This is a genomic window from Acidobacteriota bacterium (genome assembly GCA_009838525.1).
Classification (GTDB): domain Bacteria; phylum Acidobacteriota; class Vicinamibacteria; order Vicinamibacterales; family UBA8438; genus VXRJ01.
Map to the genome: position 1 here is coordinate 1 of VXRJ01000005.1, position 25,151 is coordinate 25,151.

Below are 25,151 nucleotides of genomic sequence, written 5' to 3' on the forward strand. Positions count from 1 at the left end.
AGGGGGCGGAGGCGGCGGCGGCGGTTCCGGCGCCGGCGGAGGTGGCGGCGGCGGCGGTTCCGGCGGCGGATTGCCGCCACACGCCACGGCGCCAAGCACCAGCACTGCACTTAGACCAACTGCCATCAGGTATCGCCAGGCTGCTTTCATGGTTCGATCTCCAGCGTTCAGCGTCCCTCGTCTCCCACCCCGGTCACGTGGGCCGGGCAGCCGGCGGCGCCTGGGAAGACACCACCATTAAGGGCGAAAGGTTACTGATTTTGACCAAAGCATGTCAATCGCCATCCGAAGACACGTGTCGGAGTGATCCTGGAGGCCCGAGCAACCGATAAAACGATGGATGGCGCCCTCCGCAACGGCACCCAAGACCGTCCTGGTGGCCAACCCGACGAATGCCGTCCGCGATCGCTTCTCGGCAGCCCTGCAGGGGGCGGGTCACACCACCATCGGCATCGGCAGCGAACCCGAGCTGCTGTCCTGCCTGCGCAACCGGAGCGATCCGATCGACCTGCTGGTAGTCGACCTCCGACTAGGCTGCCCCGGCGGTGTCAATCTCGTACGCTCGATCCGTTCGCTCGAGAAGGGCCACTGGCCGATTCTCGTCTTCAGCGGATCGATTACCACGGCAGGCGAAGTGCGGGACCTTGCCGCACTGGGCGTTCACGGTTACGTCAACGAGCACAGCGGCGCGGAACGGATCGTGCCTTCACTCGCGCCGCACCTCTTCCCCGACAGTTTCAACCGCCGGGTCAGTCCTCGAGTCCGGCTCGGCATACCGGTCACCTGCCGGGTCGGCGGCACCATCACCGCCGCGTTTCTTCTGAATCTCGGCAAGGGGGGAATCGGGGTCCGGACAATGATGCCGCCTGAAACCGGCACCGCCGTCTCCGTCCGGTTTCGCCTGCCAGGGGCGGAACAGGATCTGGAGCTGGACGCACGCGTCGCCTGGAGCGACCAACGGCTCGGCATGGGACTGCAGTTCGAGCGCGTGGCGGCCTCGGATCAGGCCGCCATCGATCAGTTCGTCGATCGTCACGGCGCGGGCGGCGCGGCCGTTGACACTCCGCTGGACTTCTGACTACGATTTTTTGTGCCTGGGCGCTGCACGCGACACGCGGCGCCGTCAGGTTGCGGTCCCTCTCGACGAATCCGAACCGGTGTTGGTGACTGAGGTGCGACGCCGTGATTGAAGTCCAGAACGTCACGAAACACTACGGCCCGGTCGCCGCGGTCAGCGACGTCAGCTTCCGCGTCGAAAAGGGCCAGATCCTCGGATTCCTGGGCCCCAACGGGGCCGGGAAGACCACCACCATGCGCGTGCTGACCGGCTGCGTGCCGCCCACCGGCGGAACCGCGAAGATCGCCGGCTTCGACGTTATCGATCAACCGATCGAGGCCAAGCGACGGACCGGCTACCTGCCCGAGACGCCTCCCCTCTACCCCGACATGACGGTGCGGGAGTACCTCACCTTCTGCGCGCGCATAAACGGTCTGTCGTCATCGGAACGGAAGCGGCGGATCGACGAGGCGATGGCGCGGACAAGCGTGGGCGATATGGCGGATCGCCACTGCGGCAAGCTCTCGAAGGGTTACCGGCAGCGGGTGGGCCTGGCCCAGGCCATTCTCCACAACCCTGACGTCCTCGTGCTCGACGAACCGACCGCCGGACTGGATCCGAAGCAGATTATCGAGACGCGCGAGTTGATCAAGGCGCTCGCCGGCGACCACACGATCATCCTGAGCACCCACATTCTTCCCGAGGTGTCGCAGACATGCGAGCGCGTGGTGATCATCAACCGTGGCAAGGTGGTGGCGGAAGACACGCCCGAGAACCTGACCGGACGCCTGCAGGGGTCCGAGACGGTCCGGCTGCGGATCGATGCCGGGGGCGCGGACCTGGAAGCGCCGCTGCGCGAGACACCGGGCGTGGCGTCAATAACCGTCGGCGTCGCGGACGGCGACGGCGTGCTGGTCGACGTGCAGGCGGAGTCGGGCGCCGACATCCGGCGCGGGCTCGCCAACGCGGTCGTGACCCGCGGCTGGGGCCTGCTGGAAATGACACGGGCACGCCTGAGCCTGGAAGAGATCTTTCTGGAGCTGACGACCGAGGAGGCCGACGAGCCGGTTGCGGGGGAGGCTGCGCAGGACGACGGCGCTCTGGAACAGGAGGCCCCGGAGGAACCGTCAGCCCCCGGCGGGGCGGGGAGACAGGACAATGGCTAACATCCTCGCGATCGCGCAAAAGGAGTTTCGGGCCTACTTCGTCTCGCCGATTGCCTATGTCGTGGTTGGCTTCTTCGCCCTGCTGTACGGCTACTTCTATGTCGCCAGCCTCAGTTTCATGGTGCAGTTCAGCGCTCAGGCGGGCATGTTCGGCGGTGGGCCGCAGACCATCAACATCAACGAGTTCATGGTACGGCCGCTCCTTGCGAACACGTCGATCGTCATGATGTTCACGCTTCCGTTCCTGACCGCGCGCGCCTACGCGGAAGAGAAGCGTTCCGGCACGATCGAGCTGCTGCTCACCTCGCCGCTGACCGACCTGCAGATTATCCTCGGGAAGTTCCTCGGCGCGATGGCGCTCTTCACGCTGATGCTTGCGGTGACCGGCGTTCACATCGTCATCCTGTTCATCTACGGCGAGCCGGAACTCGGGCCGATCCTGAGCGGCTATCTCGGCCTCCTGCTGATGGGCGCGTCGTTCGTTTCGCTCGGCCTGCTGGTGTCGAGCACGACGCGGAACCAGGTCGTGGCGGGAGTGGTGACCTACTCTCTCGTGCTTCTCTTCTTCGTAATGGACTGGATGGCGGATTCGGCGGGCCCGGTGGCCGGCGCCATCATGCGAGCGCTCGCGATCCGGGCGCCGTTCGACGACTTTGCGCAGGGCGTGATCGACACGGCGCATCTCGCCTATTACCTCAGCTTCATCGTGTTTGGCCTCTTCCTGACGGCGAAGTCGGTCGACAGTGAACGATGGCGCGCGTAGGCACGAACCGAGGTAGACAAGAAAGATGGTGAACAGGATTCTGGCAGCGCTCGGCTGGGTGGGTGTCGCCCTGGTGTTCGTTGGCGTCGCGGTCCGGTTCCTCCTCCCCGAGCAGCAGGAACTCTGGTACTGGCTGGCCGTTGCGGGCCTTGCGCTGGTAGTGATCCACACGGCAACGCAGTGGCGCGAGATTCTGGCGCTTGCCGGGCAGCGGCAGACGCGCGCCGGCGCACTCGCGACCACCGGCATCGTGCTGGCGCTCGGCATCGTGGTCGCGGCCAATTTCATCCTGTCGCGGCAGAACCGGCGCTGGGATCTGACGGCCGCGCAGCAGTACTCGTTGTCGGATCAGACGCGCCGCGTGGTGGAATCGCTCGAGTCGCCCGTCAACGTCCTTGTTTTCGCCCGCGAGGCGGAGTTCCCGCGCTTCCGCGACCGGTTCGACGAGTACGAGTACCTCTCGTCACAGGTGGAGGTGGAGTACATCGATGTCGACCAGAATCCCGTCCGGGCGCGACAGTACGAGATCGACGTCTACGGAACGATCGTCTTTGAATTCGAAGGGCGGACCGAACGAACCACCGCCAGCACCGAGCAGGAACTGACCAACGCGCTCATCAAGGTGGTGGAAGGAGAGGAACGGACCGTCTACTTCGTCCAGGGACATGGCGAGGCGGACCCCGAAGGCGATGGGCGCGATGGCTATCGCGCGGTTACCGGCGCGCTGCAACGGGACAACTTCCGCATCGAGACCATCGTGCTGGCCCAGGCTGCCGAAGTGCCCGCCGATGCCACGGTGATCGTGGTCGCTGGGCCCGACACCGACTTGCTGCCGGGCGAGACGGACCTGTTGCGCGACTATCTGGAAGGCGGCGGCAAGCTGCTGCTCCTGCTCGATCCGCCCGAGACGAATGACGATCCGCCGGCGCCGAACCTGGAGGCGCTCACCGCCGAATGGGGCATCGAGTTGGGTAACGATGTGGTCGTCGATGCGAGCGGCGTCGGCCAGCTCCTCGGAACCGACGCCTCGGTGCCTGTCGCCGCCACCTATCCGCCGCACGCGATTACGGAGAACTTCGCCCTGCTGACCGCCTTTCCACTTGCCCGCTCCGTGCAGCCGGTGGCCGGAGGCGCCAACGGGCGGACCGCCGAGGCGATCGTGCAGACGAGCGAACGGAGCTGGGCGGAAGCGGACCTGGCGCAGCTCCAGACGGGCGAAGTGACGCTGGACGAACCGGCGGGCGACCGGCCTGGGCCCGTGATCATCGCAGCCGTCGTGTCCCAGACCGTGGACCGGCCGGACGGCGCGGAAACGGACGCTTCGGCAGATGATGCCGCGGCGGACCCCGGCGAAGGCGGTGACGGCGGCGAAGACGCCGAGGACGACGCGCCACTGCAGGCCCGCCTTGCCGTCTTCGGTGACTCCGACTTCGCGTCGAATGCCGCCGTCGGCATTCAGGGAAACCGCGATCTCCTGCTCAACGCCGTCAACTGGCTCGCGCAACAGGAGAACCTGATCGCGATCCGGCCGCGCGAGCCCGAGGATCGGCGGATCACGTTGACCGCCGACCAGCAGACCCGCATCTACTGGCTTTCCCTCGCCATCGTTCCCGGGGGCATCCTGGCCCTCGGCTTCGTGACGTGGTGGAACCGTCGCGGATAACGGGTACGACTCAGCCATGCGAAGCCTCCGGTCCACGTTGGTGCTGCTGGTGGCGTTCCTCGTCATTGGCGGCTACGCCTGGTTCGTCGAGCGGGAACGGCCCCCCGCGTCCGAAGCGGACACGCCCGAACAGGCGTTCGGTGATCTCGAGGCCGACACCATAACCGCACTCACCGTCACCGCCGACAACGGCGACGTGACCGAGCTATCGCGCGCCAGCGAGGGAGCGAACGACTGGACCGTGACGTCGCCGGTCGATGCGCCGGCCGACGGCAACGCGGCGTCGGCGATCGCCAGCAGCGTGGCCAGCCTGGAGATCCGGCGTGTCGTCCAGGAGACCGTCACGGACCTCTCCCCCTTCGGCCTGGCGCCCCCGGGGTTCGCTGTGACTTTCGCCGCCGCGGACGGAGAGCCGCTCACGGTCGCGGTAGGCGACGAGACCCCTACCGGCGGCGAACGCTACGCCACGATCGGTGACGGCCGCCTGCTGCTGATTCCCGGCTTCCTGGATACGACCCTCAACCGCAACACGTTCGACCTCCGGGACCGGTCGGTTCTCGAGTTCACCGGTCCGGACACCACCTCGCTCACCATCGACCATGCCGGCGTCCCGGCCGACGGTCAGTTCGAAGGGAGGCTTCGCTTCGCGAAGGCGGAGGGAGACTGGCGGATCGTGGAGCCGCTTGATGTCCGTGCCGATTTCGGTCTGGTCGAAGCGCTCGTCGGACGTGTCGGATCGGCCGAGATGCTGACTATCGTCGAGGAAGCGGCGGAGGGCGAAGCGCTCGCGCAGTACGGCCTGGAGACGCCACGCGCCACCGCCGCGATTGCGGTGGCGGGCGAGACGCACACCCTGCTGATCGGCGAGGAGACCCCGGAAACGACGGTCTGGGCCCGGGACGCATCCCGCCCCCTGGTCTTCACGGTCGACGCCGCGATGGTGGACGAGCTGCTGCGGGGCAGCGAGACCTACCGGCAGGCGGATCTGTTCGACTTTCGGCCGTTCAACGTGACCGAGCTGGTCATCGAGCGGGAGGGCCGGACCATTCGATTCGAGAAGGAAGTTCCGCCGGACGGCGACGACGATGCGGACGCGCCGCTGGTGTCGACCGCCGACGACGTCTGGCGCCGCGTCGAACCGTCCCCCGAGGAGATCGAACGGTCCCGGATCGACGCACTGCTTCGAGGGCTCTCGAACCTGTCGGCGGATGGATTTGCCGCGAGCCGCGACGGCATCGGCCTCGACGACCCCACGTTGCGGGTCACCGCCACGTTCGGCGACGGCGTGACGGAAACCGCGCTCATCAACCGGGCCGATGATGCGGCGCACGGAGCGCACGGCGACGAACCGGGAGCCGCGATCCTGGACGTCGCGGCAGTGGACACCGCCCTGGAAGCGCTAGACGCGCTCGATCCGAACGTCCCGTCGGAGTGAGCCGTGCCTGCGGTCACTCGGCTCCGGCTCGCCGGTTCCGTGGCGGCAATCGCGCTGCTGCTGACGGGTTGCGTTGTCCGGCGGCCACCGGCGACCGTCGCCCTTCCCGGCGTTTCCAATCTCCCGGCCGGCGCCGTGCCCGAGAGCGCCGCCGACGTCGGCGCCGACACGCCGCTCGGTTCGACCCTCGATGCGATCTTCAACGACCCCGACCTCGGCCCCGTGGTCTGGAGCGCGGAGATGCGCGTGCTTCGGGGCCAGGTGCTCCGGTTGCCCGACGAGACGCTCTATGCCCGCAATCAGCATCTGCTGCTGACGCCCGCCTCGACCATGAAGGTGGTGACGGTTGCCGCCGCCGCCGAGCGGCTTGGCTGGAATCACCGCTTCGAAACTACGCTGGCGGCGACAGGTGAGATCCGCGAGGGCACGTTGGAGGGCGATCTCGTGGTCAGGGGCACGGGCGATCCGACGATCAACGCGCCCGGAACGGAGGATCTGTTCGCTCGCTGGGCCGGCGAGCTGCGCGCACGCGGAATCGTGCGGATCGCCGGACGCATCATCGGCGACGACGATGCGTTCGATGGCGGCAGGCGCGGCGAGGAGACGGCGGGCCTGGGCGCAGGCTGGGCGTGGGACGACCTCGCTCTTGCGTTCTCGGCGCCGGCCGGCGCGTTGCAGCAGCACGAGAACGTCGTGGAGCTTGCCGTGTCGCCGGCCGATTCCCCCGGCAGTCCGGCCCGGATCGAGATTCGCGCGCCGCGCGTGACACCAGGCTCTGCCAGTGGAGTCACGCTGATCAACCAGACGGTGACGCGCCCGGAGGGAGGCAACACGAACATCCGGCTGAGCCGGCGGCCGGATGGCGGGGCGCTGTTGGTCACCGGGGAGATCCCGCTCGGCGCACCGGCCGCCGTCCGGACCGGCGCGGTTTCCGATCCCACCCTCTTCTTCGTGCAGGGCCTGCGGACCGCGCTGCAGCGGGCGGGCGTCGACGTGGAAGGGGAAGCTATCGACATCGATCAGTTCGACCCGGCGGTGAAGCAGACCCTGCGCCAGCGACTGCGGCCGCTCATCCGGCATGAATCGGAACCGCTGTCGACGATTGCGGTTCAACTGATGAAGCGGAGTCAGAACCTGTACGCGGAATCGCTGCTGCAGCATCTGGGTGTCGTCACGGGAGGGACCGGCGAGGCGGGGCCGGCCGCCGCGGAAGCCGTTCTGGAGGAGTGGGGCATCGGAGGATCCCGGGCGATCGTCGCGGACGGTTCAGGGCTCTCCCGCTACAACGCGCTGAGTTCCGCCGGGCTGCTCGACGTGCTCGCGCGGCTGTGGCGCGATCCCCGTCACCGCGAACCGTTTGTCGACACCCTCCCGGTGGCAGGCCGCGACGGGACGCTGCGCAGCCGGATGGTCGGCAGCGCCGCCGATGGCGCGGTGCGGGCGAAGACCGGCTCGATGACACGCGTCCGCGCGCTGGCCGGCTACGTCGTAGCGCAGGGCCGCGAGCCCATTGCGTTCGCGATTCTGGCGAACAACTACACCGTACCGTCCGCGGAGATAACACGGGCCATCGACGCCGCGGTCGTCGCGATCGCGGCCCACGCCCAGCCGTGAACGGAGCAGACCCGGCGGTGGCGGCGGCAGGAGGCGCCGGGGATTCGATCAGGTTCGCGCAACGACCGGATCGGGCACACCGGCTTCGGTGAATCCCCGCGCGCGAAGGCGGCAACTGTCACACCGCCCGCACGGCCGCCCGTCGGCCACCGGGTCGTAGCAACTGTGCGTCAGCCCGTAGTCGAGGCCCAGCGCCATGCCACGACGGATGATGTCCGCCTTCGTCATCGCGATCAGTGGCGTGTGGACACGAAAACGCGCCCCTTGGACCCCTGCTCTCGTCGCCAGCGCCGCAAGCCGTTCGAACTCCCGGATGTACTCCGGACGGCAGTCGGGATAGCCGGAATAGTCGAGCGCGTTGACGCCAATCACGAGGTCGGTCGCGCCGAGCGCCTCCGCCCAGGCGAGCGCGAGAGACAGCAGTACCGTGTTGCGCGCCGGGACGTAGGTCGGCGGGATCGCGCCGTCGTCCAGCGGCCGGTCCTTCGGCACCTCTCCCGTGCCGGTGAGCGCCGATCCCCCCATCGCGGAAAGATCGACCGGCAGTTCCAGGTGTGCATCGACGCCGAGCGCCGCGGCGACGCGCCGTGCCGCCTCAATCTCCTGCGCATGCACCTGGCCGTAACGGACCGTGAGGGCATGCAGGGCCAGGCCGTCCGTCCTGGCGATTGCGCCGGCGGTGTACGAATCGAGGCCGCCGCTCAGCAGCAGTACCGCGTGACGGGCGGCGAGGTCAGACGCCACGGGTTTCCGCGCCCCAAAGGTACTTGTGCAACTGGACCTGCACGCGCCCCGGCACGCGATCTTCCAACACCCAGGCGGAAAGCACCGAGGGATCGAGTTCGCCGTGGACGGGTGACAAGAGCACGGCGCGGCAACGCCGGTCGAGCCCATGCTCCCGGACGACGTCGCGCGCGAACTCGTAGTCCGCCCGGTCGGCGATGACGAACTTCACTTCGTCGTGCGTTGCAAGCCGCTCCAGGTTGCCCCAGTCGTTCCGTTCCGACTCTCCGCTGCCCGGACACTTGACGTCGACCACCTTGACGACCTCGCGCGGCACCGCCGAGATGTCGATGTGGCCGCCCGTCTCCAGCAGAACCGTCTTGCCGCGGTCCAGCAGCCGCCGCATCAAGGGATACACCTCCGACTGGAGCAGCGGCTCGCCGCCGGTGATCTCGACCAGCGGACAATCGTACGCGCCGATGCGTTCCAGGACATCGTCCACGGACGCCGGTTCCCCCTCGGCGAAGGCGTACGCCGTGTCGCACCATCGGCAGCGCAGGTCGCAAGCGGTCAGGCGAACAAAGACGCACGGCCTCCCGCTGAAGCTCGACTCACCCTGAATCGAATAGAAGATCTCGTTGACCGTCAGCATCGCTCATCTCAGGACCGGCCGACGCGGGCGACGCCGATCCGGGGGCATCGATCCGAAACCGCGCAGCCGTTGCACAGGGGATAGACCGGCCGGCAGACATTCTGACCCCAGGTGACGAGATAAAGGTTGATCGCAGCCCACCAGCGGCGGGGCGCGGCGTCGTAGAGGGCCAGCTCCGTCTTCTCGGGCGTGCGGGTCGTAACCCAGCCGAGGCGATTGGCAATCCGGTGAACGTGCGTGTCGACGCAGATATTCCGGGCGCTCCGGTGCGCCACGATCAACGTCAGGTTGGCGGTCTTCCGGCCGACGCCGGGCAGCGTGAGCAGTTCCCGCATGGTGGTCGGCACGCGGCCTTCGAACTCGCGGACGAGCTGCTCGCACGCCTGCTTTACGTGGCGCGCCTTGTTTCGATAGAAGCTGACCGGGTAGATCAGCCGCTCGATGGTCGCCGTATCGAGCCGGGCCATCGATCGTGGCGTCGATGCCTTCCTGAACAGGCGGTTCGACGCCTCGTGCGTCACCGGGTCCTTCGTCTGCGCCGACAGCAACGTGGCGATCAGCACCTGGAACGGATCGCCCTGCTGCTCCTCGGCTACCTTCTCGATCGCGGGAAGGTCCATTTGCTCGATCGCGCGGCCGATCCGGCGCATCGTTACGCCGATGCCGCGGGGAGAAGTGAACCGGGACGGCATCGAGGCAGGCGATCAGTAGCCCTGCGACCGGCAGTAGTCGCAGTGAACGCACTCGACCGACGGCTCGATGACGCACTGACCGGACGGCGGGTCGCCCGCGAGACGACTGCCGCCGAACCGCGCGTGGCTCGCGTCCTCACCGGGGTGAGATGACCGCGGTCCGGCAGGCCCGCCCGCGACCGGCGGCGCGTTCCCCCGGCGCTCCAGGTGAGCGCGGATCGCCGCGTCGATGGCAGCCTGGACGGCAGAATCGGTCATCGATCGGACCCCGGCGCCATGTGCACGGAATCGACCACGCCGACGATCGCGACTTCGACCGGGGCGGCCGAGCGGCGGACGGCGGCGACGGCGGCGCGGCCTTCGCGAACGACGAGCACGAGCTCGCCGACACCTGCCTGCGCCGCGTCTATCGCCACCATCGGCGCGCCGACAGGTTCGTCGGACGGGGCCACCGGCTGCACCAGCAGCAGCTTCTGCCCTTCGAGGCTGGCGTCCTTCAGGGTGGAAACTACGTCACCAATGACGCGCGCCAGGTGCATGGTCCGGGCTCCCCAGGCCCCCTGAGCTAGTCAGCCAGACGTCAGCTCGACGGAATCGACGATCCCGACGATCGCGGCGTCCACCGGCGCATCGCGCAATCCCCGCGCCATGCGCGCCGAGCTGCCGGTAATGATGAGCACGGTCTCGCCCGCACCCGCGTCCACCGTATCGATCGCCACCAGATGATGTCCGCGCGGCGCGCCGTCGGGATCGATCGGCTGCGCGACCAGCAATTTGCTGCTGACGAGGCGCTCGTCCTTGCGCGTCGCCACGACGGTGCCGACCACCTTGGCGAGGATCACAACTTACCGTCTACCTACTTGCCCGCCTTGCCGATCGGGAGCGTACCCTCGAGGTGCTCATGCGGCCGCGGGATGACGTGGACCGACACCAGCTCGCCTACCCGCCGTGCGGCGGCGGCGCCGGCGTCGGTCGCCGCCTTCACCGCCGCCACGTCGCCCCGCACGATGGCGGTAACGTAACCGGCGCCAATCTTCTCCCAGCCGACGAGGGTCACTTTCGCCGCCTTGACCATCGCGTCAGCCGCCTCGATCATCGCGACGAGCCCTTTCGTCTCGACCATGCCCAACGCTTCGCCCATGTAATCCTCCGCACGCCCGCGCGATGTCGCTTACTTCCGCAAACGGGAGATAGCATCCTCGATGAGGGACGCAAGTTCGCGGTATGTTAGCCGAATTTCCGCGTCGCCGCCCGACCGGCCGTCGCCCGCGCCGACCGCGACGGGATCCCCACTGCCCGGCGAAGCCGGCGTATCGTCGACCAGACGCCGGCCCGGCGAGGACGGCGCCTCCAGCGTCTGGCACGCGGCGTCTTCACCGGCAACGATGCCGTCCGTGCCGTCCGGGCAAATGGGCGCCGGCGCCGCGATGCCGTAGGTGCCGCGCAACTCCTGCAGGCGGTTCACTTCCTCGCGCGACAACAGACGTTCGCGGCCGAGCAGGCGCGCCACCACGCTGATCCGGGCGAAATGCTCGATGGTCTCCATCTTGTAGTAAGCGGGCATCAACCGATCGGCGACCGTGATGGCGCCGTGGTTCGCGAGCAACAGGCCGTCATGCACCGCGATGTGGCGGTCGACCGCGTCCGCCAGCTCCTGCGTCGACGGCGTCCCGTAGTCGGCGATCGGGATGCTGCCGAGCGTAGTGACCACCTCCGCGAGGACGGCGCGGTCGAGCGGGATGCCGGCGACCGCGAAACCGGTCGCCACTGGCGGATGCGCGTGGACCACGGCTCCGATTTCGCTTCGCCGGCGGTAGACGGCAAGATGCATCAGCAACTCCGACGACGGGTCGCGCTCTCCGGTCAGCTTCTTTCCGTCGAGGTCCGTCACGACCATCATGTCGGGCGTCATGAATCCCTTCGAGACGCCCTTCGGAGTCGTCAGGACCCGATCGTCGTCGAGGCGAACGCTGATGTTGCCGTCGTTGGAAGCGACGTAGGCCCGCTCGTGCAGGCGCCGCCCCACTTCGACGATGTCCGCGCGGAGCGATTCGTTCTCCCTCATCGTGATTGCCAGCCGCGTCCCGTCAGGCCGTCTTCCGGAACGCTCGGAGACACTGCTCCGAGCAGAAGTAGTATGTCTTGCCCGACACCTGCGCCGTGAGCGCTCGTGTCGGTTCGACATAGGTCCCGCAGACCGGATCGCGCTCGAGCGATCCGCCCCGCACCGTCCGCCGCCCCGACTGCGGACCGCGCACGCCCTCGATCAGTCCGGAGATGAACTTCCAGACGATGCGGAGGATGAGCACGAGAAAAACGCCGCGCAGCAGCCATCCCAACATCGGCTAGCCCGATACTACCAGTCCACGGCGGAAGCCTGTGCGCGCGCCCCGCCCGGCGCGTTGGAAGTTCCGCTAGCGGGGATTCAACAGAGCGATCATCTCGCGGACGGCCCGCTCCAGGCCGACCAGGACGGCGCGGGCGATCACGCTGTGGCCGATGTTGACCTCGACGATCTCCGAGATCGCGGCGATGGGGTGGACGTTGACGTAGGTGAGACCGTGACCGGCCAGCACCTCGAGTCCTTCGTCCTGCGCGAGGCGCGCCACCTCCGCCACCCGCGTCAGTTCCATCCCGCGGGCTCCGGCCGAGCGTGAGTCGGCGTACGGACCGGTGTTGATCTCGATCGCGCCGGCGCCAGCGGCGCGGGCGGCACGGACCTGCGCCGGATCGGGATCGATGAAGAGGCTGACCGCGATGCCCGCGCCCGTCAGGCTCTCTGCCGCATGCGTCGCCGGCGCGCGCGCGCCGCCAGCGACATCGAGGCCACCGGTCGTCGTCAGCTCATCGGGACGCTCCGGGACCAGCGTTACCTGATCCGGCCTGACGCGCGAGGCGATGTCCACCATCTCTGCCGTCGCCGCCATCTCCACGTTCAGCTTGGTGGTGATGACCTCGCGGAGCAACTCGATGTCCCGTTCCTGAATGTGGCGGCGGTCTCCCCGCAGGTGAACCGTGATCCCTTCCGCGCCGGCCAGTTCGGCGAGCAGCGCGGCGGCGATCGGTTCCGGCTCGCGCGCCTGGCGGGCCTGTCGAACGGTGGCGACGTGATCGATGTTTACGCCGAGACGCATGATGCCTGTCCTCGTCGCGCCTTGTCAGCCGGGCGTCTCGCCGCTCTCGGTGTGACGCGGGATTTCACCACCGGCTGCTAGCGACTCGCGCGCCTGCTGGGCTATCCCCGACGCCAGCGCCCGCACCGCCTCCCGGTCGCGCCCCTCGATCATGACACGGAGAAGCGATTCGGTGCCGGAGTAGCGGACGAGCACGCGTCCAGAGCCCGCGAGCTGGGCTTCGGCCCGGCCGACCGCCGCATTCAGTTCCGGCACCGCCGCGATCGGCGGCATGCGCGTCACCGGAACATTCACAAGAACCTGCGGCAGAATCGTCAGGCCGTCCACCAGCTCCGCCAGACCCACCTCCTGCTCGGCCAGGATTCGAAGCACCCTGATCGCCGTGGCGATCCCGTCGCCGGTCGGCAGGAGGTCGGAGAAGATGACATGGCCCGACTGCTCGCCTCCGAGGGACAGACTCCGCCGCTGCATCTCCGCAAACACCGTCGAATCGCCGACGCCGCATCGATGAAGAGTGATGCCTGCATCCCGGAGGGCGCTTTCCAGACCGTAGTTGCTCATGACGGTGGCGACGATGCCGTCGTGCGGCAGGCGGCCCGCGTCGCGCAGGGCGCACGCCACGAGATACAGGATGCCGTCGCCGTCGACGAGGCGGCCGGCGGCATCGACCGCAATCACGCGGTCCCCGTCGCCGTCGAAGGCAAAGCCGACCGCGCATGCCTGGCGCACGACCTCCGCCTGCAGCGCCTCGGGGTGGGTCGATCCGCTCGCCTGGTTGATGTTCCGTCCGTCGGGCGCCGCGTGGAGCGTGACGACGTCGGCGCCCAGGCGTCCCAACACCTCGGGCGCGAGGCGACTGGTGGCGCCGTGCGCGCAATCGATCGCGACCCGCATGCCGTTCAGCGGCGCCGCGCCCGCAATGTCGGCAAGATGGTCCACATAGGCCGCCACGAGGTGCGCCGCTTCCGTCACCGCCCCGGGAGCACTCCCGATCCCAGGCGGCGTGCCGTCCCGCCCAAGGCGAGCTTCGATCCGTTGCTCGACGTCGCGAGTCGCCTTGGCGCCCGTGGCCGTGATCAACTTGATCCCGTTGTCCGGGTAGGGGTTGTGGGACGCGGAAACCGCGAGGCCGGCGTCAAAGCCCCCGCGCGCCGTGAGCATCGCGACACCGGGCGTCGGCGCCACACCCACGCTGAGGAACTCAGCGCCTCCCTCCTGAACGCCCACGGCAAGCTGCCGTTGGATCCAGGCGCCCGAGTCTCGCGTATCGCGACCGCAAACGATGCGGGGGGTTAACGGTCCGTCCGGCGCCGCGCGCAGCTCCGCGGCAATCGCCGCGCCGAGCCGCACGATGGTGTCTGCGTCGAGCGGCGGAGTGCCCGGGACGCCGCGCACCCCGTCAGTACCGAACATCCGGGTGCTCATGGAGGGTTCGTCACGGCCCGTGGCGCGGTCGCGGCGGCACTTCCTAGCGGAGCGTCACGCGGATGCTCGGGGGCTCGACACCCGTCACGCCTACATCCGGAGCGGAGGTGACCGTCACCGGCAAGGTAAAGCGGCCCGGCCCAAGATCCGCGAGGTCGACCGACGCCACCACGGCGCCCGGCACAAGGCCATGGACGATGCTTGCCGCGCCCCGCACCCGCACCTCGACATTCTCCGGCACGTCGCCGGCCACGTCATACGCCTCCGGCACATTCTCGAGGCCCAGCGGCGCCACCATCCGGCGTTCGATAACGGGCTCGCGCGCCACACTGAACCAGAAGGCAAAGCCCAGAACGAGGGCCAGCAGCTTCAGGCTCAGGTCGCCGAGAAGAAAATCGCGCAATCGGCGCATCAAGCCACCTCGTCCGCCGTCGAGACGGGGCGCGCTCGCCGCGCGGGTTGCACGAGACGCTCGAGCCGCGCGGCCAGTTGCCCTGGATCGACGTCCCGTTCGAGCACCCCGTCGACCGCCAGCGAGACCGCGCCGCTCTCCTCGGAAACGACTACCGCCACGGCATCCGATTCTTCCGTCAACCCAATCGCCGCGCGGTGGCGGGTGCCAAGTCCGGTGCGCTGCGGCTGAACCGTCAACGGCAGAAAGCACGAAGCGGCGGCGATCCGATCTTCCTGAATAATCACCGCCCCGTCGTGCAGCGGTGAATCGGTCAGGAAGATGCTGACCAGCAGGTCGTAGGTGACGCGTGAATCAAGAGGAATGCCGCTCTCGACGTAGTTGCGCAAGCCGATGTCGCGTTCGATGGCGATAATCGCGCCCACCTGACGGCTTGCCAGCAGCCCTGCCGCCATCGCAACCTCCGCGAGCGTCTCTCCGGTCGTGTCACGGCGGGACAGGTATCGCACGAACGGCGCCTGACCCAGGCGCGCCAGACCTCGGCGAATGTCGGCCTGGAAGAGCACGATGGCGGCGATGACGACGTAACCGAACATGTCGCCGATGATCCAGTTGACGGTCCGGAGCGACGCGATCTCCGAGACGTAGTAGAGGCCAACCACCAGCGCGCCGCCGAACACGACCTGGATCGCCTGCGTGCGGCGAATCAGCTTGAGAAACTCATAAATGATGAAAGTGACAACGGCGATGTCCAGCAGGTCGCGCCAGCCGATATCGACGCCTCCGAGCAACCCCCCGATTCCCTCGAACGCCATCTGCTGGCCTCTGGCGAACCCTATGCGGCGGCGCGGATCAGGTCGACAACCCGCGCCACGTCCCGCTGCGCATCGACATGGTGGACCCGGACGATGTGGGCGCCGAGGCAGACGGCCGCGGCAACCGCGCCGGCCGTGCCCCATTCGCGGTCGGCGGGTGTCCGCTCGCCGAGCGCGGCCGCGAGGAACGACTTGCGCGACGGACCGACCAGGACAGGCTGATCGAGCGCCCGGAGCGCCGGCAGCGCGGCGAGCGCGGCAGCGGTCTGCTCGGCCCGCTTCGCGAAGCCGAGTCCGGGATCGATGATGATCTGCTCCCGCGGCAGACCGGCCGCCAGCGCGCGGCGGATCGCGCCCCGCAGTTCCGTTGCCACTTCCGCCGCGACGTCGTGGTAGCTCGCGCCCGCGTACATGTCGCGCGATTCCCCCCGGTTGTGCATCAGGATGAGTGGCGCGCCCGCTGCCGCGGCGGCCGCCGCCAGCCCGGCGCCGTCGGCGAGAGCCGAGACGTCGTTGATGATGGCCGCTCCCGCCGCGAGCGCCGCCCGGGCCACCACCGGCTTCCGCGTGTCCACCGAGATCGGTGCGCCGAGGCGGCCGGCCAGCCGGTCGAGCACCGGCATCAGGCGCCGGCGTTCCTCGTCCGGCGGGATCGGGTCGGCGCCCGGCCGCGTAGACTCCGCGCCGATGTCGATCAGGTCGGCGCCCGCCGCTTCGAGGGCAAGGGCGTGATCCGCCGCCCGATCGGGATCGAGGCACGCACCGCCATCGGCAAACGAGTCCGGGGTGACATTGACGATCCCCATGACGAGCGTGCGGGCGCCGAGCGCCAGCGTACGCCCATCAGGCAACGCGAGCGTGTACCGCGTGCGGGGCGTCACTCCTGCGGGACGGCCTTGTCGAGCGAGGGAACTGGGGGGACAACCGGCTTGGCCTGCTCTTCGTCATCCGTGGCAACAGGGCCGGTAGTAGTAGGCCGGGGCGGCTCGGTCACAGGATCGTCGATGGGCAACCCCTTGGCGATCCGCTTGACCTGTTCGCCGTCGAGCACTTCCCGGATCAGCAACTCCTCGGCGATCCGGACCAGTTCGTCCTTGTGGGTATCGAGTTGCTGCTTCGCGCGGTCGTAGTTCTCGGTGACGATGCGCTTGATTTCATCGTCGATCCGGCCCGCGGTTCCCTCGCTGTAGTCCTGCGACTGCGCGAAGTCGCGCCCGAGGAAGACCTGCTCTTCCTTCTTGCCGTAGGTCAGAGGTCCGATCTCGTCGCTCATCCCCCACTCGCAGACCATCCGGCGCGCCATGTCGGTGGCGCGATCGAGGTCGTTTCCCGCGCCGGTCGTGACATTCCCGTTCGTCAGCTCTTCGGCGATGCGGCCCCCCAGAAGAATGGCGATCTGATCGTTCAGGTAGTCGCGCGAGTAGTTGTGCTTGTCGTCGACCGGCAGTTGCTGCGTCACGCCGAGCGCCATCCCGCGCGGGATGATCGTCACCTTGTGGATCGGATCGGCGTGCGGCAACAGGACCGTCAGCAGGGCATGCCCCGCCTCGTGAACGGCGGTCACCCGCTTCTCGTCATCGCTGATGATCATCGAGCGGCGCTCCGAGCCCATCAGGACCTTGTCCTTCGCGAACTCGAAGTCCTGCATCTGGACCACCTTCTGGCTGAAGCGCGCCGCGTTGAGGGCCGCCTCGTTGACCAGGTTGGCCAGGTCCGCGCCGGAGAAGCCGGACGTGCCGCGAGCTACGACGTGCACGTCAACATCGTCCGACAGCGGAATCTTGCGCGTGTGGACGCCGAGGATCCCCTCGCGCCCCTTTACGTCGGGCCGGTTGACGACGATGCGCCGATCGAAACGTCCGGGACGAAGCAGCGCCGGATCGAGGACGTCGGGCCGGTTGGTTGCCGCCACGAGGATTACGCCCTCGTTCGACTCGAAGCCGTCCATCTCGACCAGCAACTGATTTAGCGTCTGCTCCCGTTCGTCGTGTCCACCACCCAGGCCGGCGCCCCGGTGACGGCCCACCGCGTCGATCTCGTCGATGAAGATGATGCAGGGAGCGTTCTTCTTCCCCTGCTCGAACAGATCGCGGACGCGCGAGGCGCCGACACCGACGAACATCTCGACGAAGTCGGAGCCGCTGATCGAGAAGAACGGCACGTTCGCCTCGCCGGCGACGGCTCGCGCGAGCAGCGTCTTGCCGGTTCCGGGCGGGCCCATCAGCAGCACGCCCTTCGGAATCCGCCCGCCCAGCTTCTGGAACTTCTGCGGCTCCTTGAGAAACTCGATGATCTCCTGCAGTTCTTCCTTCGGTTCCTCGACGCCGGCGACGTCCTTGAAAGTGACCTTCTTCTGCGCGCTTGACGACAGCTTGGCGCGGCTCTTGCCGAACGACAGCGCCTTGTTGCCGCCCGACTGCACCTGGCGCATGAAGAAGATCCAGAAACCGACGATCAGCAGGATCGGCGCCCAGGAGTACAGCAGCGTCGTCCAGGGGCTGCCCGTCGCCTCCTCGGCGTTGACCTGGACATCGCGCTCGATCAGGCGGTTGACCAGCCCCTCGAACTGGGGCGGCGCGAAGGTGCGGAAGGACTCTCCGGAGGTCGTGGCGCCCGTCACCTCGTTACCCGTCAGCGTGACGTTCTCCACCTGGCCGGTCTCGACCTGGCGCATGAACTCGCTGAACGAGATAGCGTCGTCGCCCGCCTGGTAGGTCGTCGAGAAGTTCCAGATCAGTGCGACAACGACGATGACCAGCGCCCAGAAGGCGAAGCTCCGGACAGACGGATTCACCCCATTCCCCCCAGTTTTCTTACTTTCAAGACTAACACGCCTTCGTCCGGGGCGTTAATCCGGACATCCTCGGCCAGACCGTGCCCGGCCACCCAGACCACGCCCAGCCGAGGGTCGATCACCAGCGGAATGGAATGCCGGTCGGCGCGGCGGATCTTCCGATCCACGAAGAAGTCCTGCAGTTTCTTGGCCCGGCCTCCCAGACCGAGGGGCCGGAAGGAGTCGCCCGGACGCCAGTTGCGAACCAGCAACGGGGGAGTCAGGTCCGATGCCCGCATGGCGACCGTGGTGCCCCGGGGGTCGCGAAGGCTGGACGCGGCGGCCGGCGCGGCCGAAACGCGAAGGCCCAGCTCGGGGATCGCCGCCTCGCCGGGGACCAGCAGTGGGTACTCGAAACCGTTCGACTCACCGTCAGGGCAGACCTCCTGCCCCGGTCGGCCTCTTCTGCGACGCACGGATGGCGGCGCACAATGCAGCCGACCGTCGCGCCATTCCACCTGAACGCCCGGCAGGTCGACGCGCGGCGATCCGCTCCCGGCCGCCCGCGCCATTTGCAGCACCTGCGCGACATGATGGAATCCGACCCGGCGCCCGCCCACCCGCTGCAGCGCCAGGCGGACGAGGCGCTGCGCCAGCGCCGGGGGCGCCGCCATGAGGCGCGAGACATCGATCGCCAGTTCCTCACCTGCAACCTGGATGACACCGGGTTCCGCCTCTTTCACGGCCTTGCCGATCCAGTCGGCGTCGGCCCCGGCGATAGCGGCGGCGCGGGCGAGCGCTTCCGCCACGGCCGGCGAGCATTCCCGCTCGAGGACCGGCAGCACCCGATGCCGGACCCGGTTGCGAAGGACCGTCATGTCCTGATTGCTCGGATCGTCGCGGTACTGCAGGCCCCGCTCGCGCAGAAACCCCCGCAGCTCGTCGCGGCGCACGTCCAGCAGGGGACGGATCACATCTCCCGCCCGGCGGCGGATCCCGGCGAGGCCGGAAGGGCCCGCACCGCGCACCAGGCGGAGCAGAACGGTTTCCGCAAGGTCGTCCATGGTGTGTGCCGTGGCCACCCGATCGGTCTTCCCCTCGGCAACAAGTCGGACGAACTGCTCGTAGCGGACCCGATGACCGGCTGATTCGATCGACGTGCGGTCGGCCTGCGCCCGCGCGCCTACATCGATCCGGGCAACCTGGATCGGAACTTCCAGGTCTCGCGCGACGACCCCGCAGAACCCCTCGTCCGCGTCCGAAGCGGCGCCCCGCAACTGGTGGTTCACATGGAAGAGGCAGGCGACCGACCAGTCGGCCTCGACCGCCAGATCCGCCAGGATCGCCGCCAGGGCGACCGAGTCGCCGCCGCCCGACAGCGCCACCGCGACCCGTCCGCCGGAGGGAATGAGCTGGTCCTGGTCAATCGCCCGCAGGACGCGCCGATGCAGGGGCGTCAGGCAGGAGCGCGACACAATGCCTGATTCTACGATGCGGAGGTCGCGTACGGCGGCGCACGCGACATGACTGCCAATTCCGCCGTCCGAACCGCCAGACAGGGGGATGGTGCCGGTGCAGGGACTTGAACCCCGGACCTAGCGGATATGAGCCGCTTGCTCTAACCAGCTGAGCTACACCGGCAGAAACCCTGAATTATACGCGACGCCCTGGCTGGCAGCCCTCACAGGATCAGCATGGCGTCGCCGTAGCTGTAGAAACGGTAACGCCGTTCAACCGCCTCGCGATAGGCGGCGAGGATGCGCTCGCGACCGGCGAAGGCCGCGACCAGCAGCAGGAGCGACGACCGGGGAAGGTGAAAGTTGGTAAGCAGGCCGTTCACCACGCGGAAGTCGAAGTCGCCGGCAATCGTCAGGTTGGTTTCGCCCTCGGTCGGCCGCAACGGGTCGTCACGGCGCACGGCCGCCTCGAGGGTCCGCGTCGTGGTGGTCCCGACCGCGATCACGCGGCGGCCGTCGCGGCGGGCCCGGTTGATCGCCTCGGCGGTGGCGGCCGGCACGCAGTACCGCTCCGCAGCGACGCGGTGGTCCGCCACGACTTCCGTGCGCACCGGTTCGAAAGTGCCGTAGCCGACATGGAGGGTGACGCTGCGCCGCTCGACGCCGCGGTCGGCGAGCCGGTCGAGGAGCGACGGCGTGAAGTGGAGGCCGGCGGTCGGCGCCGCCACCGATCCGCGCGCGACGGCGTACACCGTCTGGTAGCGCTCCCGGTCCGCCGTGCGATCCGGCCGCTTGATGTAGGGCGGCAGCGGGACGTGCCCGAGCGCGTCGATTGCCGCGTCCACGGAGCCGGCCGCCGAGGCCAGGCGGATCGTTCGCCGGCCATGGAAGTGCCGTTCGAGCACCTCCATCTCCAGAAGATGGCCGTCACCCTCGAAACGGGCGCGCGCGCCGGCGCGCAGCTTCTGTCCCGGATGGACCAGCGCGTCCCACCGGTCGTCGTGAATCCGGCCGAGCAGGAGGCACTCGACGGCGCCGCCGCTCGGATGGCGCCGGCCGAGCAGCCGCGCCGGGACGACGCGCGTGTCGTTGACCACCAGCAGGTCGCCCGGCGCAAGCAGCTCCGGCAGCTCCGTGACCGTGTGATGCGATCGGGCGCCGGTGCTCTGGTCGACCCTCAGCAGACGCGACGCGTCCCGCTCCGGGGCCGCCTCCTGTGCGATCAACGCATCGGGAAGCTGATAGTCGAACTCCGAGAGGCGCATGGCTCTCTCTCCCTGCCGGCTCGCGGGCGAAGCCGTGAGGCCGTGCCGCCGTGGCCCAGTCAGTATGCCCAGCGCAGGAGAACCGCGCCGACGGTGAAGCCGGCGCCCACCGACACCAGCAGCACGCGCGCCCCCTTCCTGAGGCGTCCATCGCGACGAGCGTCGGCCAGCGCCAGCGGTATCGTCGCGGCGGTGGTGTTGCCGTAGCGTTCGATGTTGATCACCACCTTCTTGGGGTCGACGCCGAGATGATCCGATGCGCTCATGATGATCCGCCGGTTGGCCTGATGCGACACGAAGAGGTCGATGTCATCCGACGTGAGGTGGTTGGCGTCGAGCACGCGCTGGCAAATCTCGGCCATCTTGCGCACTGCGAACTTGAAGACGGCGGGGCCGTCCTGATGGACATAGTGCAGGCGCTGATCAACCGTCTCGTGCGTCGCGGGCCGGAGGCTGCCTCCCGCCGGCATCCGGAGCGCGGGCCCGCCACTCCCGTCGATCTCGTGTGCGAAGTCGATGATCTCCAGGCCGTCATCGTCCGCCGGCGACACCACCACCGCGCCCGCGCCGTCCCCGAACAGGACGCAGGTGGCGCGGTCCTTGAAGTCGATGATCGACGACATCACGTCGGCCCCAATCACCAGCGCATGGTCATGAGCGCCGGTCGCCACCATCTGGGCGCCGGTCGTCAACGCGAAGGTGAACCCGGAACACGCCGCGCCGAGATCGAATCCCCAGGCATTCGTTGCGCCGATCTTGTGCTGCACGAGACAGGCGGTGCTGGGAAAGAACATGTCGGGAGTGGTGGTGGCGACGACGATGAAGCCGACCTGTTCCGGTGCGACGCCGGCCTCTGAAAGCGCGGCAAGCGCTGCCTCCCTTCCCAGGTCGGAAGACGCCACTCCCTCGTCCACGATGTGGCGTTCACGGATGCCGGTCCGCTTCAGAATCCACTCGTTCGAGGTGTCGATCATCCGCTCCAGGTCGGCATTGGTAAGGACGCGTGGCGGCACGTACGTGCCGAGCGCGGCCACCTTGACCCGCCGCAGCATGCCGCCGCGCGCAAACTGTCCTGTCGCATCGTTCGCCACTCGCTCAGTTCCTCCGCTCGCCGCGCTACAACAGGCGCGGGTGCCGCTTCGGGCTATCGATCCCGAAGTAGTCATAGGCCCGCGCCGTAGCCATTCGGCCGCGCGGCGTCCGGTCGAGGAATCCCGCCTGAATCAGATAGGGCTCGTAGATGTCCTCGATTGCGTCCTTCTCTTCGCTGATGGCGGCGGCCAGACTGTTCAGTCCGACCGGGCCGCCGCCGAACTTGTCGATGATCGCGTGCAGCAGGCGCCGGTCCGCCTCATCGAATCCCTGATCGTCCACTTCGAGCAGCGTCAGGGCGTCGCGCGCCACGGCCAGCGTGATCGCGCCGTCCGCCCGCACCTCCGCGTAATCGCGAACGCGGCGCAGCAGGCGGTTGGCGACGCGCGGCGTCCCACGCGAGCGGCGCGCAATCTCACTCGTGGCGTCGGTGTCGATCGGCACACCGAGAATCCTCGCCGAGCGGGCGACAATCTCGAACAGGTCCCGCTCGGTATAGAAGTGGAGCCGGTGCACGATACCGAACCGCGCCCGCAGCGGCGACGTGATCAATCCGGCCCGCGTGGTGGCGCCGATCAGCGTGAAGCGCTGCAGCGGAACCTTCACTGACCGCGCTCCGGGTCCCTGCCCGATCACGATGTCCAGCTCGTAGTCCTCCATCGCCGGGTAGAGGATCTCCTCGATGGCGGGACTCATCCGGTGGATCTCGTCGATGAAGAGCACTTCGCGCGCCTTCAGGTTCGTCAGGATGGCGGCGAGGTCCCCCGGGCGCTCCAGCACGGGTCCGGCCGTCCCGCGGACGGCAACCCCCAGTTCGTGACCGATCACATAGGCGAGCGTCGTCTTGCCGAGTCCGGGCGGCCCGTACAGAAGCACATGGTCGAGCGCCTCGTTCCGGTTGCGAGTCGCCGTGATGGAAACCGTCAGATTCTCGCGGACCCGGTCCTGCCCGATGTAGTCGTCCAGGGCGCGGGGACGGAGGCCGGCTTCGTACTGGGCCTCCTCGTCGGTCCGGACCGTGCTCAGGACACGTTCGGTCGTTTCCACGGCTGCCATTCTAAGCGCGCGCGCCCTGGTGGGCGGGTTCGAAGTTCCGCTGGCGCGGAACTCCTGCGTCGCAAACCTTGCTGGCCATCACCGGGTGAGATCCCGGAGCGCCCGCCGCAGCGTTCCCTCGAAGTCTCCCCGCCCCGCCCTCAGGGCGGCAGCGACGGCGCGCTCGGCGTGGCCGCGCGGATAGCCCAGGTTCAGAAGCGCCGAAATGACGTCACTCTGCAGATCCTCTTCGTCCGTCGCGCCTTCCGACTCTTCGACGGCCGGCATCACCGCGGCGGGCAGCTTGTCCTTCAGTTCCAGACCGATCCGCTCCGCAGTCTTCCGACCAATACCTGGGATGCTGACCAGGCGGGCCACATCGGCGGTGCGGATCGCCCGGACCAGTTCGGACGGCTCGATCCCGGAGAGCACTGCCAGCGCAAGGCGCGGACCGACGCCGTTCACCGCGATCAACCGTTCGAACAGCTCCTGTTCCAGGCGCGTAGCGAAGCCGAAGAGCGAGAGCGCTTCCTCGCGGACGTGGGTATGGATGCGGAGATCGACGTCGGCGCCCTTGTCGCCCACCGCGTAGAAGGTGGACAACGGGATCTGAACGTCGTAGCCGACGCCCCCCACGTCGACCACTAGCCGGTTCGGCGCCTTCTCCGCGAGCGTGCCTCGGAGTGCCGCGATCATGGACGGATCGTGTGAGCGTGGCAGATCGCGACGCCGAGCGCATCCGCCGCGTCGAATGTGTCCGGCGGCTCGGTCAACCCGAGCAGCAACGCCACCATCTGCTGCACCTGCTGCTTCTCGGCGCCGCCGTACCCCACCACCGCCCGCTTCACCGCCGCCGGCGCGTACTCGGTCACCGGCAAGCCCGCCTCGGCCGCGGCCAGCATGACGACACCCCGGACATGGCCCAGCTTCAGCGCGCTGCGGACGTTGCGGGAGTAGAACAAGTCCTCTATCGCGACGGCGTCGGGCTCGCACTCGCGCAGCACTTTCGCCAGTTCGTCGTGGATGGACTGGAGCTTCTCGGGAAACGAGGCCTTTGCCGGGGGGCTGAGGGCGCCGCAGGTGACGATCCGGTGGCGGCTGGCGTCGGTCTCTATGCAGCCATAGCCGGTGTGCGCGGAGCCGGGATCGACCCCGAAGATCCTCACGCCAGCGATGCCTCGATTTCCTTTTCCTCGATGTCGAAGTTAGACCAGACGTGCTGCACGTCGTCCAGTTCCTCCAGTGCGTCCATCAGCTTGAGCATCTGCTGGGCGGTCTTCCCTTCCAGCTTGACGAAGTTCTGCGGCAGCATGGCGACCTGCGCCGAAACGGGCGAACCGCCCGCCGCATCGACCGCGGTGCGGACGGTCTCGAACGCCTCCGGGCTGCTGACGATCTCCCAGTTGGCGCCATCCTCGCGGAAGTCGTCGGCGCCGGCGTCGATAGCCGCCGTCATCAGGGCCTCCTCGTCCGCGCCCTCCCGCTCCACGACGATGTGTCCCTGCTTCTCAAACATCCAGGCGACGGAGTTGGTGGTGCCGAGATTGCCGTTGTGCTTCGACAACACGTGACGAACTTCGCCAACCGCCCGATTGGTGTTGTCCGTGAGGCAGACAATAAGCAGCGCCGCCCCGCCCGGACCGTACGCCTCGTACGTCACTTCCTCGTACGACACGCCCGGTTCCTCGCCGGTGCCGCGACGGATTGCGCGCTTGATGTTGTCCTGCGGCATGTTCGCCGCCTTCGCTTCCTGAATCACGGTGCGGAGGCGGGGGTTGGACGCGGGGTCGCCGCCGCCGTCGCGCGCGGCAACCGTCAGCTCCTTGATGATGCGGGTGAACAGCTTGCCGCGGCGCGCGTCCGCGACACCCTTCTTGTGCTTGATCGACGCCCACTTGGAATGCCCTGACATGAGGCTCTGCTCCGCTGCTGACTGGCCGCGCGGCACGTCCGCCGCAGGGCTCATTATCGCACGCCC

General features: G+C 68.2%; 29 protein-coding genes and 1 tRNA gene. 7 read left to right on the top strand and 23 right to left on the bottom strand.

The window, feature by feature from the left end; all coding sequences use genetic code 11:
- The 7 genes from F4Y45_01190 to dacB form a co-directional block, all read left to right on the top strand.
- A partial coding sequence (locus F4Y45_01190; GenBank protein MXY23121.1) for a hypothetical protein occupies window positions 1-241 on the top strand: 241 nt, incomplete at its 5' end.
- A gap of 99 nt (window positions 242-340) precedes the next feature.
- Window positions 341-1,078: a response regulator gene (locus F4Y45_01195; GenBank protein ID MXY23122.1), complete on the top strand. Its 738-nt coding sequence runs from the start codon at window positions 341-343 to the stop codon at window positions 1,076-1,078.
- A 104-nt stretch (window positions 1,079-1,182) separates the two neighbouring features.
- Window positions 1,183-2,223: an ABC transporter ATP-binding protein gene (locus tag F4Y45_01200; GenBank protein ID MXY23123.1), complete on the top strand. Its 1,041-nt coding sequence runs from the start codon at window positions 1,183-1,185 to the stop codon at window positions 2,221-2,223.
- Complete coding sequence (locus tag F4Y45_01205; protein ID MXY23124.1) at window positions 2,216-2,986, top strand: ABC transporter permease subunit; 771 nt, start codon at window positions 2,216-2,218, stop codon at window positions 2,984-2,986. The genes F4Y45_01200 and F4Y45_01205 overlap by 8 nt, the downstream gene beginning before the upstream one ends.
- Before the next feature lie 25 nt (window positions 2,987-3,011).
- Complete coding sequence (locus F4Y45_01210; protein MXY23125.1) at window positions 3,012-4,649, top strand: hypothetical protein; 1,638 nt, start codon at window positions 3,012-3,014, stop codon at window positions 4,647-4,649.
- A gap of 16 nt (window positions 4,650-4,665) precedes the next feature.
- A complete protein-coding gene (locus F4Y45_01215; protein MXY23126.1) occupies window positions 4,666-6,084 on the top strand; it encodes a DUF4340 domain-containing protein in 1,419 nt (472 codons plus the stop codon).
- A gap of 3 nt (window positions 6,085-6,087) precedes the next feature.
- Entirely contained in the window at window positions 6,088-7,698 is a 1,611-nt protein-coding gene (dacB, locus tag F4Y45_01220; protein MXY23127.1) for a D-alanyl-D-alanine carboxypeptidase/D-alanyl-D-alanine-endopeptidase, read from the top strand.
- A gap of 48 nt (window positions 7,699-7,746) precedes the next feature.
- On the opposite strand, the gene queC is transcribed toward dacB, so the two are convergent.
- From queC to F4Y45_01335, 23 genes are all read right to left on the bottom strand, one after another.
- Window positions 7,747-8,442 carry a 7-cyano-7-deazaguanine synthase QueC gene (queC, locus tag F4Y45_01225; protein ID MXY23128.1) on the bottom strand — a complete coding sequence of 232 codons (696 nt, stop codon included), beginning with the start codon at window positions 8,440-8,442 and terminating at the stop codon, window positions 7,747-7,749.
- On the bottom strand, window positions 8,432-9,073 hold the full coding sequence (locus F4Y45_01230; protein ID MXY23129.1) for a radical SAM protein: 642 nt from the start codon (window positions 9,071-9,073) through the stop codon (window positions 8,432-8,434). The genes queC and F4Y45_01230 overlap by 11 nt, the downstream gene beginning before the upstream one ends.
- 8 nt (window positions 9,074-9,081) lie before the next feature.
- On the bottom strand, window positions 9,082-9,765 hold the full coding sequence (locus F4Y45_01235) for an endonuclease III (GenBank protein MXY23130.1): 684 nt from the start codon (window positions 9,763-9,765) through the stop codon (window positions 9,082-9,084).
- Window positions 9,766-9,777: 12 nt separating this feature from the next.
- Window positions 9,778-10,023 carry a hypothetical protein gene (locus F4Y45_01240; protein ID MXY23131.1) on the bottom strand — a complete coding sequence of 82 codons (246 nt, stop codon included), beginning with the start codon at window positions 10,021-10,023 and terminating at the stop codon, window positions 9,778-9,780.
- Window positions 10,020-10,304, bottom strand: coding sequence for an ethanolamine utilization protein EutN (locus F4Y45_01245; GenBank protein MXY23132.1), 285 nt, complete (start codon window positions 10,302-10,304; stop codon window positions 10,020-10,022). The genes F4Y45_01240 and F4Y45_01245 overlap by 4 nt, the downstream gene beginning before the upstream one ends.
- Before the next feature lie 30 nt (window positions 10,305-10,334).
- A complete protein-coding gene (locus F4Y45_01250) occupies window positions 10,335-10,607 on the bottom strand; it encodes an ethanolamine utilization protein EutN (protein ID MXY23133.1) in 273 nt (90 codons plus the stop codon).
- 14 nt (window positions 10,608-10,621) lie between these two features.
- Window positions 10,622-10,906 carry an ethanolamine utilization microcompartment protein EutM gene (gene eutM, locus F4Y45_01255; protein ID MXY23134.1) on the bottom strand — a complete coding sequence of 95 codons (285 nt, stop codon included), beginning with the start codon at window positions 10,904-10,906 and terminating at the stop codon, window positions 10,622-10,624.
- A gap of 30 nt (window positions 10,907-10,936) precedes the next feature.
- On the bottom strand, window positions 10,937-11,950 hold the full coding sequence (locus F4Y45_01260; GenBank protein ID MXY23135.1) for a class II aldolase/adducin family protein: 1,014 nt from the start codon (window positions 11,948-11,950) through the stop codon (window positions 10,937-10,939).
- Window positions 11,853-12,107 (bottom strand): YHS domain-containing protein, encoded by a 255-nt coding sequence (locus F4Y45_01265; protein ID MXY23136.1) that lies wholly within the window; start codon window positions 12,105-12,107, stop codon window positions 11,853-11,855. The genes F4Y45_01260 and F4Y45_01265 overlap by 98 nt, the downstream gene beginning before the upstream one ends.
- Window positions 12,108-12,179: 72 nt before the next feature.
- A complete protein-coding gene (locus tag F4Y45_01270) occupies window positions 12,180-12,902 on the bottom strand; it encodes a pyridoxine 5'-phosphate synthase (protein MXY23137.1) in 723 nt (240 codons plus the stop codon).
- Between the two features lie 21 nt (window positions 12,903-12,923).
- Entirely contained in the window at window positions 12,924-14,324 is a 1,401-nt protein-coding gene (gene glmM / locus F4Y45_01275) for a phosphoglucosamine mutase (GenBank protein MXY23138.1), read from the bottom strand.
- 43 nt (window positions 14,325-14,367) lie between these two features.
- A complete protein-coding gene (locus F4Y45_01280; GenBank protein MXY23139.1) occupies window positions 14,368-14,736 on the bottom strand; it encodes a YbbR-like domain-containing protein in 369 nt (122 codons plus the stop codon).
- The gene (locus F4Y45_01285; GenBank protein MXY23140.1) at window positions 14,736-15,551 is read right to left on the bottom strand and encodes a TIGR00159 family protein; all 816 of its coding nucleotides are present in this window, start codon (window positions 15,549-15,551) and stop codon (window positions 14,736-14,738) included. The genes F4Y45_01280 and F4Y45_01285 overlap by 1 nt, the downstream gene beginning before the upstream one ends.
- Window positions 15,552-15,571: 20 nt before the next feature.
- Window positions 15,572-16,357, bottom strand: coding sequence for a dihydropteroate synthase (folP, locus tag F4Y45_01290; protein ID MXY23141.1), 786 nt, complete (start codon window positions 16,355-16,357; stop codon window positions 15,572-15,574).
- Window positions 16,358-16,428: 71 nt separating this feature from the next.
- On the bottom strand, window positions 16,429-18,345 hold the full coding sequence (locus F4Y45_01295; GenBank protein MXY23142.1) for an ATP-dependent metallopeptidase FtsH/Yme1/Tma family protein: 1,917 nt from the start codon (window positions 18,343-18,345) through the stop codon (window positions 16,429-16,431).
- Window positions 18,342-19,799: a tRNA lysidine(34) synthetase TilS gene (gene tilS, locus F4Y45_01300; protein ID MXY23143.1), complete on the bottom strand. Its 1,458-nt coding sequence runs from the start codon at window positions 19,797-19,799 to the stop codon at window positions 18,342-18,344. Before tilS ends, F4Y45_01295 begins: the two co-directional genes overlap by 4 nt.
- An 89-nt stretch (window positions 19,800-19,888) precedes the next feature.
- A tRNA-Met gene (locus F4Y45_01305) sits at window positions 19,889-19,965 on the bottom strand.
- Window positions 19,966-20,005: 40 nt separating this feature from the next.
- Window positions 20,006-21,046 (bottom strand): tRNA preQ1(34) S-adenosylmethionine ribosyltransferase-isomerase QueA, encoded by a 1,041-nt coding sequence (gene queA, locus F4Y45_01310; protein MXY23144.1) that lies wholly within the window; start codon window positions 21,044-21,046, stop codon window positions 20,006-20,008.
- A gap of 59 nt (window positions 21,047-21,105) precedes the next feature.
- On the bottom strand, window positions 21,106-22,098 hold the full coding sequence (locus tag F4Y45_01315; protein MXY23145.1) for a ketoacyl-ACP synthase III: 993 nt from the start codon (window positions 22,096-22,098) through the stop codon (window positions 21,106-21,108).
- Between the two features lie 64 nt (window positions 22,099-22,162).
- The gene (ruvB, locus tag F4Y45_01320; protein MXY23146.1) at window positions 22,163-23,194 is read right to left on the bottom strand and encodes a Holliday junction branch migration DNA helicase RuvB; all 1,032 of its coding nucleotides are present in this window, start codon (window positions 23,192-23,194) and stop codon (window positions 22,163-22,165) included.
- Window positions 23,195-23,272: 78 nt separating this feature from the next.
- Complete coding sequence (gene ruvA, locus F4Y45_01325; protein ID MXY23147.1) at window positions 23,273-23,869, bottom strand: Holliday junction branch migration protein RuvA; 597 nt, start codon at window positions 23,867-23,869, stop codon at window positions 23,273-23,275.
- A complete protein-coding gene (gene ruvC / locus F4Y45_01330) occupies window positions 23,866-24,348 on the bottom strand; it encodes a crossover junction endodeoxyribonuclease RuvC (GenBank protein ID MXY23148.1) in 483 nt (160 codons plus the stop codon). The genes ruvA and ruvC overlap by 4 nt, the downstream gene beginning before the upstream one ends.
- On the bottom strand, window positions 24,336-25,085 hold the full coding sequence (locus F4Y45_01335; GenBank protein MXY23149.1) for a YebC/PmpR family DNA-binding transcriptional regulator: 750 nt from the start codon (window positions 25,083-25,085) through the stop codon (window positions 24,336-24,338). Before F4Y45_01335 ends, ruvC begins: the two co-directional genes overlap by 13 nt.
- Window positions 25,086-25,151 lie beyond the last annotated feature (66 nt).